The organism is Rhizobium sp. BK251 (genome assembly GCF_004345245.1).
Taxonomy (GTDB): Bacteria; Pseudomonadota; Alphaproteobacteria; order Rhizobiales; family Rhizobiaceae; genus Rhizobium.
On the sequence record NZ_SLUQ01000011.1, the window covers coordinates 20,345 to 32,414 of the forward strand.

Sequence of the window (12,070 nt, forward strand, 5' to 3'; positions counted from 1 at the left end):
ACCTCATCGGAAACGCAGGGTCTCGACACTCGTCAGACGAAAGAGGATCGCACGCGCCGAACTGCGAGACGAGTTCGCTGGCGCGATCGTCCGTGCTCAGTCGTCGTCAGCTCCATTCGCAGCGCGCGTTCACCGCCAAACAGGCCTGAACAGCCTCTCCGATGCAGGATGCGCGAACTTTATGCGCCGATGGAATGTGCGAAATGGCCGACAGAAAGGGCCAGAAGCCAACAACTGCTAATTTACTGCGACCGTTCCGAAGATATCTTGAATTCCGGCCTGTAAACAGCACGGGCCCGCTCCCCTGCCAGATGGAGGTAGCGCCGGTGCATTTCCCTGCTGTCGATCTCGCCCTCGATCCAAAGTTCGACAAGAGCCATGAATTCGATATCGTCCTCGATCGCTATGCCGCGCGCGCGTGCTCGCTCAATTGCGCGCTCGGCGATTGTCCGTCGCATATGCATTCCTCGGCCCCGAGTCATCCGCAACAGACTAAAGTGCAGCAGTGCGTAATTTAAGCGATCCCCAATTGAAACCACCTAACGAGTTCGCAACCCGACGCGACGCGCCCGTTGAATGACGCGACCAGCGAGCACACCAAGGAACAAAATTGATCCCGAGATGTTCGTGGGCCGCCAGAGATCAAGCAGACGGAGGCGACAACGACGTTAGGCGCCCCGCTGCGCCCTCATCCGAGCGGCTCGCCGACCCAGTAGGCGGGAACACCCGCGAAGCGAGCGGCCGCTTCGTCAGGGGCGGTGTCGCGAGTTAGGAGGAATCATGACCGGAAGCCTGACTTTCACTCGCTTGCGCGTTGGCCTGGGTGGGCCTGGCGCTTATCGTACAATCCACACTGTTGAGGAGGCTGCAGACTGCCTGTCGAAGCATTGGCCTACGATGGAAGGCAGGGCCTTCGGGGCCGCCCAAAAGATCATCCTAGAGGCGATGCACGGAACCAGGCGACCAGGTGCTGCGCGCCGTGCCTTGATCGAGGCTGCTCACGAGGCGGATATCGCGGTCATCGAATGACACTTCGGAAGCAGCGTGACTGGCTCTGCACCGGCCGTCGTCAAACGATTTCGCGGCCATGACTGACGGATGCTCTGGAGTGAGCATCGCGAACTCGTCCCTTTGGAAACGACCGTCCCAGACCACGGCGCAAAGGAGGGCCAAGGTTATCTCACCGCACCTTGCGTCTGCGGAACAAGCACATTGGATCAAGAACTTGCCGGTCCATAGAGCGCTTTTACTCTGTCGAGACCTCAAATACAGATTATGGAGCGCGCTCGTAGCGCGGCTAATCTATGGCCGAGATTAAGGTAGCACAGCAATTCGGACTGCCTGCCGACATTGAGCCTATGGAGGCGAAATCGGCCGAGGACCTCCCCGTAGACAAGGGCTGGCAGTATGAACCGAAATGGGACGGCTTTCGCTGCCTTGCTGTTAAGGACGGACCGATCGTCGGCATATACGCGAAATCGGGCAAGCCGCTTGGACGCTACTTTCCGGAAGTCCTCTCCTTGTTGAGGAGTTTGCCATTCGACAAGTTCCTCGTTGACGGCGAGCTGGTGATCGAAGTCGACGGCAGTCTGTCGTTCGACAGCAATGCAGATGCGGCTCCATCCAGCCAAGAGCCGAATTGAGAAACTGTCTGCGTCGACGCCCGCCAAACTTGTCCTCTTAGACATCCTGTTATCGCCCGATGGTGCTTCCCATTTGGAGGAACCGTTGGCAGAGCGGCGGATTGCTCTGGAGAAGATCATGACGCCGTATCTCAATCAGGCACAACTCGTCCTGTCGCCAGTGACGACTGACATTCGGCTTGCCCGCAGGTGGCTGTCGGAAGCCGTGAACGGCGGCACGGATGGCGTGGTCTGCAAGCGCCTCGATGGGAAGTACGAAATCGGCGCTCGTGCCATGATCAAGGTGAAGCACCTGCGCACGGCCGACTGCGTCGTTGGTGGATTTCGCTATCAATCAAAGACCAGGGAGGTCGGCTCGCTTCTCTTGGGACTGTACAATGATGAGGGGAAGCTGGATCACGTAGGATTCACCTCGACCATGGTTGACATCGATCGCGGGGAGCTCACTCAGGAGCTAGAAGCACTTCGCCAGCCTCCTGGCTTCACAGGGAAGGCGCCGGGCGGGCCAAGTCGATGGAGTACAAGGCGAAGTGCCGACTGGGAGCCGCTAAAGCCAGAACTCGTTGTCGAAGTCCGGTTTGATCATGTCGCTGCGCATCGGTTCCGACACGGAACCAAGTTCCTGCGGTGGAGGCCTGACAAGAAGCCCACACAGTGTACTTATGACCAAATTTAACTGCGGGAATGGAAAGAACGGCGGCCATGTTCCATCGCCGTGACAGGAAGCATTCTGAGCTGCAAGACAGGAACTCCTCTAAGGAAGCCCTCAACCTGTCTACCTCTACGCAGGCCGACGCCGACCTCCAGCGCATTGCCCCGGTTCGAGCTGGAAGGGAGCGTAACGCTCCTGGATCGCCGTTGGGTGCCCATTCCCCATTGGCCGCGACCTCGTCCCGAGGTTTTATAGGGCTGGCTTGTGGGGACTTAGCAGAAGCGAGACTTCTTCGATCAGATTGGTTTGATCGTGGATCTGCGAGCAATTGGCAGGTCGTTCAGCGAGGGCATGGTGGTGGGACCGGCGGCATATGGAACTAACTCGGACCACAACGGGTTACGCTGAAACCGCGCGGCAATCACCTTGCTTAGTGTCCGATAACTCAAAAGCCCGGCGGCATGCCTTCATTCTAACGTGTCAAGGAGTTTCATATGGAAAGCGCAGGTATCGGTTGGATAGCGGCAATCATCATTGGCGGAATTGCAGGCTGGCTAGCGGAGATGTTCATGAGGAGTAACATGGGCGTGTTGATGAACATCTTTCTCGGAATCGTCGGCGCGCTCGTCGCCAACTTCATCCTATCTCTCTTCGGCGTTGTCCTTGGCGGTTGGCTTGGATATCTGATCGCCGGCTTCATCGGAGCTTGCATTCTTATCGCTCTCGCTAGAATGGTCAGACGCACGGCCTAGAAAGCGGAAGGCGGCCTCTCCTCGAATGCCGCCTCCGTCGCTTTAACGGGTTGCTCCCCACGCATAGGCTAGTGCGGCGACGATCCCCATGACCGTCAACGGCTTCTCCCGAATCCTCACTTCCATTTCGCTACAGAAGGAGCTGACGCCTGCGTTCGGGACTGCAACGGCGCCCGGAATCTCGATTACGGCGTCGAAATTTCGAACTGCCTCTCGCCGCAACGTACGGCCTTCTTCATAATCACGACCCTGGTTGTGGGTGTCTTCCACCGCAAGCGCGTCATCGGCCAGATGACAACTTTCGTGCGAGCTATCTCTGTGGACACGCTCCACCTCATCGGCGTCCGCTCGACCGGCGGGAACGGCGGTATTCGTCGCGGCGACCGGATCGGAAGCTGGGAAGGTATCCTCGAGTCCTCTGTCGAGGGTGCTCTTCTCGGCCGCATCGCGCTGTTGGGCCTGCTCCTTGAGCATGGATTGGACTGCAGGGGACTTTCTTGGGTCTGGCATGGCTTTTCTCCGGTTGCAGAAAAGAAAAATCCCCGTCGACCCCGGAAGTTCCCTCGCAGTTAAATCAGCCTTTCTTACCGAGAATTTTGCCGCGTTCGGTTTGGCGCATCGGTGCGCGAAGCGCTTGAAGGGCGTTTCTCGGCTCCTGCGGGGCGTCAACGATGGCGAGATCGGGACGTTCACCACTCCGGTACGGCCATGGCTCTGATTAGCGTTGCTCGGGATCCTCCGCTACGAAACCCGAATTTCAAAAGCAGTCTGCCTAGGGCAGGTTCTTCCACGCGCCGGGCAGCGTCGGCCGGCGTCAACCACATGGCTTCACGCTCGGCCATTTCCGGAAAATGCTTCCGGCATCGACGGACCTCGATCAGGAACACTTCGACGATGGGCCGCACTTCGCTGCCGTCATTCAAGCGTTTGTCGTAAACAAAATCGCCGAAAGGCTTCCTCCTCACCCGTCCGACCACTCCTGCTTCCTCCCAAGCTTCCCTCTCCGCCACTTTCCGCGGCTTCAGCCCGGAGATCGGCCAGCCTTTCGGAATCATCCAGCGCTTCGTTTCTCGGGTCGTGATGAGGAGCACTTCGGGGCCATCAAGGGTGCTGCGGAAGCATAACGCACCATATTGCTGGGTCGGTATTCCGGAGGATGGCGCTGCTGGCATGTCACTACTCACGTTTCATCCTCTCCAACCGTCTGAGCAGTCGAGAGTTCCGCAGCTCATCTTAACGATGCCCCGCCCAAATGCGTCTCTGGCATAACGAAGCCGGTATTCGGGATTGGCCCTTGTCCTCAAGCGCGTACCTGGCGGGGATGGTGCGACGACCTTCGGTATGGCGCCGCATGCGGTCAGGCACGATCCTTCAACAGGATCGCCGTGAGGGCTCCCTGATAACAACGCGACGCTCGTCTGCGATGCGGTTGAAAGCTTCATGAAAATCACACAACCGACTGCTGAAGCGCATCCCCGCTAAAATTCCGTTCCATGGCATGGTCTTCATCCTAAGATCCCGCCGGAGGTGGCGGCTGGAACCGCACCTGCTCTGAACCTGTGATCGGCGTCCTCCCAAGCCGTCGTTCACGCTGATCCTGACCGGCGAGCAACGCCTGCAATTCCTTAGCACTCATAACTTGGAACAATGCCTGGTTGGGAATGTTCGACAATCCCGAGACCAGCACGGGTAGGAAGGAGGCATGTTATGGCCGTTGATAAGCATGAACAGATTCGCCGGCGTGCATATGAGATTTGGGAAAACGAAGGTCGCCCGGAAGGGGCTGCTTTTCGTCATTGGATGCAAGCGTTTGACGAAATCGAAGGTAATAACGAGCATGAAACGATGCAGGATCTGATTGATGAAGACGATTATGACGACATAGCTCGCACTCGAAACAGCAGTCTTCAAGATGCTACGCATGAGGGGAGGCGAGCGGAACGAAAACAGGATGCGCCGAAGGACTCTAGCCCGCCCCATGTGGAAATCACCACGGGCGAAGAACCGGTGCAACAGAAGGTTAAGGGCATAGAGGGACCATAACGGCCGCAATTGGGCAAATGACACATATCGAACAAGCTTCGTTCACATCCAATGCAGCCCGCTGCGTCGAGCACAAGAGCTTTAGCGTTTAATTGGTGTCGTTTCCGCCCGCGCCCGGGGCGCAACGAACATCCCCGCTCCGTAACTGTCTCAGCCGCCGCATGTTGCTAAAGGAACAGGAAGTCCTCGCAGCCGACATGTCCGACGCTTTGGAGATCATTTTAAGAATCTCTTCCCCTTCATCGATCGAAATTGTGCCTCGCATCGCAAGGCGATCAACCAGCATCAACAGCGCACCTTCCGCAGCAAGCGCCCGTCGGCGTGTTTCTTTTTCAGACTGAGTCTCCATCACCCCTGCCTTTCTTCACTCTTGCCGGATCGCCTTCAATAAACGGATCAACTTCGTCTTCCGCACCGCACGCCGCCGTTTCTCAGCGGCAACTCGGCATCTCCCTCGCCAACGCCGCATGGCGATTGGCCTCGAAGTTTGCCATGCGGGTTTGAGCCTCCCCGCCCTGCAGCTTCAGCGACTGCGGCAGGGCGGAAAAATCGCGCAGCGCGCTCAGTCGTAGTGCTCTGGCATCTCTTTGAGCTGATCCTTTGTCCAGCTCGTCACGGCATGCACGTCGCCATCCTCATCGCGCATGAACTCGAGATCCGAAATGGGAACCGCAACGGGCTTGGCGCCAATACCAAGAAAGCCTCCGACATCGATGACCGCAGAGCCACTGACGCCCGACCCGTGGATGTGATCGATCTTACCGACCTTGTAATCGTCGGCTCCGTAGATGGTGGCGCCTTCCAGTACGGCGGGCGTGAGTTCCGAAGTGTTCAGGCGGACGTAGTTGGTGTGATCCATGATCTTTCTCCTCTATGGAGGAGGGATAATCTGATCGCAGACTTAATGTTCCGATTGTCGCCGAACAATAAGGGACGAACGACACGGCCTACACATCGCATCCACGTGCCGGGAGCTGATGGCGGACAGATCAGCCTGGCTTTCGATGTTGCCGAACGCTGTTCATTCCCGATGTCGTCCAACACAAACGAGGGAACAGGAGTGCCAGATCGCGGGCGAGATAAATACTCGCTACTAATAGTCGCCTTTTTCCAGAACTGACAACTGCTCGCGGGTTCTGGGAAGTAGGGTCGTAACGTAAGCCATCCCGATCCGGTGCCTGGCCATTATGCTAGCCGAAGTACCAACGCGCCGCGTGAGTGGCAATTGCCAGCTGCCATTGTGAGACTGCCTTGCGCGGCTGGTATGCTTCGGATTATTCCCAGAGGCTTCCGAGGCCCAGCACGACAAGAGGCGCAAGAGCCAGAAAACCTGAGAGGAGAAAGGCGGCGGCGAGTTTGATCGATTCGAGGCGCCGGGTCCGTCTGCCGTCCCAATCGTATCCCATGGATGCCCCCATCACTCGACAACTCGGATCCCGGCAGCGATGGCGGCCGCGAGGAAAGCGTCGCGAGCTACTTCGGCGCCGACGCGACCCTCCGATACGCCCCGGCAGATTTCAAGGGTACGCAATCGGTCCCCGCTGGATGCTACCGGCCAGCAATGCCGCAGCCAGGCCTCCGCCTCCTCGGCATTGTGGACCTGGCAGAACCCCCCGGTCCGGAATAACTCGACGAGGAGCGGCCTGGACCACTGCATCTTTTCTGCTTCCAATTTTCTCATCATGAGCCTCCCATTCTCGCCGCTCATTTGACGGCACGCAATTCCCATATCCGGAGGCACGAACTGCGGCCGCGTTCAAAAGTTCCACCCTCTCGAATTCCGAACGAAAATGTCGCAGCGCTCCTTTAACAGGGTAGTTGCGCGTCGCACCGTTCGCACTCAGAAGGAAGCATCAATACGGTTCTTACCAGGCCCGAACTTGGCCGGTCCTTCATGGACGTATTGCAGAAGTTATTGTCCCGAACGGCGCAGGCCAGGGCGGTTCGAGAGCCACATGGGTGCAGCCAGGGTCGTGTCGAACACGCCGCCAGTTGAACGTCTCTTCCGATTTAAGCCCGTGGTGCAGAACTTAGCCTCGGCAGACCGAGAGCGACTATAAGCGCGCGATCATCGACAACTCGATGAATAGGGATATCGTCACCCAGCTGACAAAAAAAGCCCCGCTGGCTAGGCGGGGCAGGTGCGGGAAGCAAAGAGCACACGCGATAAACCTATAGGATTGGGAATGGTTCCCGCACCACCCGCGAGCGGGAGGCGATCGGTGTCGGCTCCCTCCGATTCTGACCGCACGACATGACGGAACCGAGAATAGTTGCGGTCAAAACGGACACTGTGCGACCTGTTCCCCTAGCTGGCCAAGCCCCACCGACGCCGATCACCCGCTCCTGCCATGGTGGTTCAAATCATGATTTCACCCCCGGTCACAGGCACGACGGCGCCGGTCATAAAGCTGCCCAGATCCGAAGCAAGAAGCACATAGGCTCCTGCAAGTTCGGCCGGTTGCCCGGCGCGTTTCAAAAGAGTCTGCTGTCCGAACTTGGCCGCCTTGTCGGCGGGCATCGTGGACGGAATAAGGGGCGTCCAAATTGGACCTGGCGCAACTGCATTCACACGAATGCCCTTCTCGGCCAGCATCTCGGCCAGCCCTGCAGTGAAGTTAGAGATCGCGCCCTTCGTGGAGGCATAAGCGAGTAGATGCGGTGATGGCTGGCGGGACTGGATCGACGTCGTGTTAATAATGGCGCTTCCAGGTTTCATGTGTGGCGCGGCGGCTTTGGATAGGAAAAAAGGCGCGTAGATGTTCGTGCGGAAAGTTTCATCCCACTCTTCGGCCGAGATGTCGGTGATATCCGCATAGGTCCGCTGAAAGGCCGCGTTGTTGACAAGGATATCGATCCCACCCAGCTCCTCCATCGCCAGCCGCACAAGGGTTTGGCAATGCTGCTCCAATTTAATGTCGCCGGGTACGATTATGGCTCTGCGTCCCGCCTCCTCGACCCATTTTTTCGTGTCCTTTGCATCGTCGTCCTCATTGAGATAGGAGATCAGGACATCAGCCCCCTCGCGCGCAAATGCGATCGCAACGGCCTTGCCAATACCGGAATCTGCCCCGGTGATGAGGGCAACTTTTCTCTCAAGCCTTCTATTTCCGACATAGGAGTTCTCTCCATGGTCGGGCAGGGGCCTCATTTCGGTGGTCCTGCCAGGAGGCTCTTGTTGCTGGGCGGGATAGGGTGGAGTGGGTCGACGGATATCGTCTGTCACGGCTTTCTCCTTGCGTGTGTTGTCGACCAAAACCACCGCCCAGCGGAACTGTTCCGCCCAAAGTCGCCGCCACGGAGCAACTTTGGGCGTTCGACCTGAAAAGACATCCCTTGCTCGAGTTCGTCTGGCAGGAAGGTCGGCCCCCTGATCGGTACGTCAGCGCTGGCGAGCAAAGCTTCAGAACCAACCCGCCTGCCTCGAGCTCCGGCCTTTGAGGCGCAATCCACGCCCAACTGGCGTCCGGCTGTCGGCGCCGAGACGTTACTTGGTGATCGTGTGTGTGCTGTCATTGCCACGTCCTTCCTCGGCTTGAGCCAACTCGAGAAGCATGACTTTTCACGGACAGACCAGTCCGTGTTAGGCGGAACAATAATGCCGGCGCTAAAATGCAAATTGCTGCAACATATGAGTGGGATAAGCGTGCGCGCTTGCGCAAAGATGCTCGAGCTGCTCGTCGTTGACGTCTGCTAAAATCCCAGTACGCACAAGCACGGAATCCAAGCCAGCTGACTTCGCACCCAAGATATCGTGCTCGATGCTATCACCTATGCAGACTACGCGGCGCCGGTCGGTGACCCCTGCCAGCTTCAACGCGTGCTCATAGATTTCGAGATAGGGTTTTCCAAGCCAGGTGACTGGCCCACCCATTCCCTCGTAGAGCTTGGCGATACTTCCTGCGCCCGGAGCAATGGAACCATTGCTCAGTTTATGTATGTCAGGGTTCGTACAATAACACGGGATGCCTTTCTCGGCCGCCGGTCGCAGCATTTCCCGATAGTCGTCCATCGGGATGCGCTCGGCCTCGCTCCCGGAGATGATTACGATTTCGGCGTTGGCCGCGCTATGCACCGAAGCGAGTCCCAAGCGATCCGCGAGATTGCTATCTCCGCCACTGGAGATCGTCAAACACGGGGCCATTCCCCTGATCATGTTTTCGCGTCGCGAGAGGATGTCGAACGCCACGTCTCCCGATGTGACGAAGAAGTCGAAGGTTTCCCGAGCAAAGCCGAGCCTGACAAGCCTCTCGGAATTGTACTCGCCACTTCTCCCCGAGTTGGACAGGATAACCACCTTCCGGCCCGCCGATGCGAGTTCAAACAGGGCGGCGATGGCGCCCTCGTAGGGCCCAGCATCATCCCTCAGTACTCCGAACTGGTCGACGAAGAAAACGTCATACGACTGCGTCAGCTCGGGCAGGGTGATCGGCGCGCACTTAGCCATTGGCGTTGTCCGATCGAGAAAGAACCAGTGCGGCTGTACCGACAGCCGCCTCGACCGATTTCGCAGCCAAAGTATCGACGCCCATGGCGCGCGCTCTCATTATGGTCCAAACCGGATTTCGCGTTCCGCCCCCTACCGTTCGTAGGCTGACTAAAGCTGGCGCACCCAGTTCACGCAACCTTTGGTAGCCCAACCGCTCGATCTCGGTCATACCTTCGAGGATGGCATGAAAGAACAAACTGTCATTGGTGGGCCGCGGTGTAAGCCGGGGTGGATAATGAGGATCGTTGATCGGAAAGCGCTCGCCCGGACGGAGAAGAGGATAGAAATCGAGACCCAGTTTGCGGTTCGGGTCGATGTTTTCGGTGAGCTCGTCCAGACGGTCGTCGCCGATCAAGGCGCGCACGACGTTTCCTCCAGTGTTTGAGGCACCCCCAACGAGCCAGAACCGCCCGACACGATGCGAATACACACCGTATTCGGGCGCATTGATCGGAGCGTCCGAGGCCAGCTTAAGCACGATCGTGGATCCGAGGGCGGTCACCGCATCGCCGATGGCCGACGCTCCGGTAGCCAGAAACGAAGCGCATCCGTCAGTCGTGCCCGCATGGAACCAAGCGGATTTGGGCAACCCCAATGCCTGCATGTAGCCTTCAACTGGAGCGATTTTTTCGCCCGCGCGATAGACGATGGGCAGCTTGGATACGTCCATTCCCGCCGCCTCGATCCAATCTGGCCAGCGCTCCGTGTCTAGGTCGAAACCTGTCTTGAGCGAATTGTTTTCGTCACTGGCGCGCCCTGCAAAGCCCAATTTCATCAAGATCCAATCAGCCTGATGAACAATGGAATGCGACCCACTCTTACGCGACAGGTAGATGGCACGTGCCAGGCCCGAATTCGCACCGACGGCAGTGCTACCGGCCGGAGCCTTCTTTGCTATGCTGTCGACGACTGCACTATCGGGGCAGGGATCATTGTACATGAGAACCTGGCCCGTCGGCTCATCAGAACGATCAAGGGACATAACCGTCCCGGACGTTCCATCTACGGCAACGCCCTCAATTGAGCTGAAGTCCGTTGCTTTGGCGAGACTCTCAATCGCCTCCTTGACCCTGTTCCACCAGCAACTGGGCTGACGCATCTCGTCCGGTGACCCGAACGGCGCAGCGGCGAAGCCTACCGGTTTGCCCGCGCGGTCGACGACCGATGCACGAGCGCCGGACGTGCCGATATCAATGCCGAGTACGACGGGCTGGCCAGTTTTCGTGTTCACGCGGGCCGCCTTTCGGATCCTCGGTCGAGGGCCTGCCGATATTGCTCCGCTTCCCAGTGCGTCAATTCGTATTCATCGTCGTTAGAGAGGTAAACCACCGACTTCTCTTCTGGAATACGGCTCACCACTTCGGCCAGACAGCGGACCATGACCTCGCCACCAGCAGTGAGCGTGCCAGACAAGAGTATGCCCTTGTCCGGCACGATCAGCATTTTCGGTGCTTCACGACCCTCGCGGCACGATATAGCTTCCAGGTCGGCCGCACTTTGGCCCTCCGCGAGCACACCTATCTCGGTTCCGAGGAAAATGACGTGGTCGGGATAAAGCGAGCCACCGAGAGCGATTCTCCGATTGACCTTCGAAAGTGCGACCGCGTGGCTTTCACTGTCTCGGGCCGGGTGGTAGCCGGAATTCTTCGCGATGCGTTCCAACGCATCGATGTCGGCGGAACCGCTGCTTCTCGCCTCGCATGAAAGGGCGCTCGTGACCCGTTGGATACGATCGGCTACTTCCTCTGTGGTGTCACCACAGACGACGATCCCATGATTGAATAGGATGAGGACGTCGGGCATCGACGTGGCTGCTTTCTCGATCTCCCTTGCGAGGGGAGTTCCCGGACGCCTGTATGGTATTGTTATCCAACTGAGATCGGAAACAGCACTCATGCGCGCAGCTAGAGCTGTATCGCGGTCTCCAGCAACAGCCAGAGCGATCGCGTTCACGCAATGATAGTGTGCGATCACCGGACTCTTGATTGCCGCGTGAAAACTGGTCTCGATCGATGGCCGAAGCCCACTGGAATTTAGTTCGGTAACAACGAAATCGGTGGACTTCTCGGCCCGTGGGTCACCCTCGCGAAGCGCCCCAACCAGCGGATCGACAACAACCGGGACCATGATGTCTTCAGCATCCGCCTTGGAAAGCCACGTGCCGGATGCCTTCACCCACATGACGCCGTTGCTTTTGATTGATGTATTGCCGCCCGCGCCCTGAGTCTTGAGGATATCGCTGCCGAGCTGGCTGGAGAGCTGGCGAAAACGTTTGAATAAGTCCGTGTTCCTCGGGTCCGGTTTAGTCATATCGTCTCTCTCCTGCTGCGCTGACGATCGCCTTCCGATCGAGCTGATCGCATGAGCGAACTTTTGCGCGATCCTATAAATGTGATTGCAAATCGTCAATGATGAAGATTTTGCGTCTCTTGTGTTGCGGTATAGGTTTTGATGTGATTATACTTCATCAAAGGCGCTGAGGGAGAAGCGT

General features: G+C 57.9%; 10 protein-coding genes and 1 pseudogene. 3 read left to right on the forward strand and 8 right to left on the reverse strand.

Annotated features, from left to right (window positions below):
- Positions 1 to 242 precede the first annotated feature (242 nt).
- Positions 243 to 458 (reverse strand): hypothetical protein, encoded by a 216-nt coding sequence (locus EV286_RS25970; protein ID WP_132960078.1) that lies wholly within the window; start codon positions 456 to 458, stop codon positions 243 to 245.
- An 846-nt stretch (positions 459 to 1,304) separates the two neighbouring features.
- Between EV286_RS25970 and EV286_RS25980 the strand changes: the two are divergent.
- Positions 1,305 to 2,319: pseudogene (locus tag EV286_RS25980) on the forward strand (ATP-dependent DNA ligase).
- A 470-nt stretch (positions 2,320 to 2,789) separates the two neighbouring features.
- Positions 2,790 to 3,047, forward strand: coding sequence for a GlsB/YeaQ/YmgE family stress response membrane protein (locus EV286_RS25985; protein WP_132960080.1), 258 nt, complete (start codon positions 2,790 to 2,792; stop codon positions 3,045 to 3,047).
- Positions 3,048 to 3,089: 42 nt separating this feature from the next.
- Here EV286_RS25985 and EV286_RS25990 read toward each other — a convergent pair whose 3' ends face one another.
- Both EV286_RS25990 and EV286_RS25995 read right to left on the reverse strand, forming a co-directional pair.
- Entirely contained in the window at positions 3,090 to 3,557 is a 468-nt protein-coding gene (locus EV286_RS25990; protein WP_132960081.1) for a hypothetical protein, read from the reverse strand.
- A gap of 179 nt (positions 3,558 to 3,736) precedes the next feature.
- Positions 3,737 to 4,219, reverse strand: coding sequence for an NUDIX hydrolase (locus tag EV286_RS25995; RefSeq protein WP_132960244.1), 483 nt, complete (start codon positions 4,217 to 4,219; stop codon positions 3,737 to 3,739).
- Between the two features lie 535 nt (positions 4,220 to 4,754).
- On the opposite strand from EV286_RS25995, the gene EV286_RS26000 reads away from it, so the two are divergent.
- Positions 4,755 to 5,090 carry a DUF2934 domain-containing protein gene (locus EV286_RS26000; RefSeq protein ID WP_132960082.1) on the forward strand — a complete coding sequence of 112 codons (336 nt, stop codon included), beginning with the start codon at positions 4,755 to 4,757 and terminating at the stop codon, positions 5,088 to 5,090.
- A gap of 562 nt (positions 5,091 to 5,652) precedes the next feature.
- Here EV286_RS26000 and EV286_RS26005 read toward each other — a convergent pair.
- The 5 genes from EV286_RS26005 to EV286_RS26030 form a co-directional block, all read right to left on the reverse strand.
- On the reverse strand, positions 5,653 to 5,949 hold the full coding sequence (locus EV286_RS26005) for a PRC-barrel domain-containing protein (RefSeq protein ID WP_132960083.1): 297 nt from the start codon (positions 5,947 to 5,949) through the stop codon (positions 5,653 to 5,655).
- 1,500 nt (positions 5,950 to 7,449) lie between these two features.
- Complete coding sequence (locus EV286_RS26015) at positions 7,450 to 8,316, reverse strand: SDR family oxidoreductase (RefSeq protein ID WP_281041115.1); 867 nt, start codon at positions 8,314 to 8,316, stop codon at positions 7,450 to 7,452.
- 381 nt (positions 8,317 to 8,697) lie between these two features.
- Entirely contained in the window at positions 8,698 to 9,537 is an 840-nt protein-coding gene (locus EV286_RS26020; protein WP_132960085.1) for a TIGR01459 family HAD-type hydrolase, read from the reverse strand.
- Positions 9,530 to 10,810 carry an FGGY-family carbohydrate kinase gene (locus tag EV286_RS26025; RefSeq protein WP_132960086.1) on the reverse strand — a complete coding sequence of 427 codons (1,281 nt, stop codon included), beginning with the start codon at positions 10,808 to 10,810 and terminating at the stop codon, positions 9,530 to 9,532. Before EV286_RS26025 ends, EV286_RS26020 begins: the two co-directional genes overlap by 8 nt.
- Complete coding sequence (locus EV286_RS26030) at positions 10,807 to 11,889, reverse strand: class II aldolase/adducin family protein (protein ID WP_132960087.1); 1,083 nt, start codon at positions 11,887 to 11,889, stop codon at positions 10,807 to 10,809. Before EV286_RS26030 ends, EV286_RS26025 begins: the two co-directional genes overlap by 4 nt.
- Between the last annotated feature and the right edge of the window lie 181 nt (positions 11,890 to 12,070).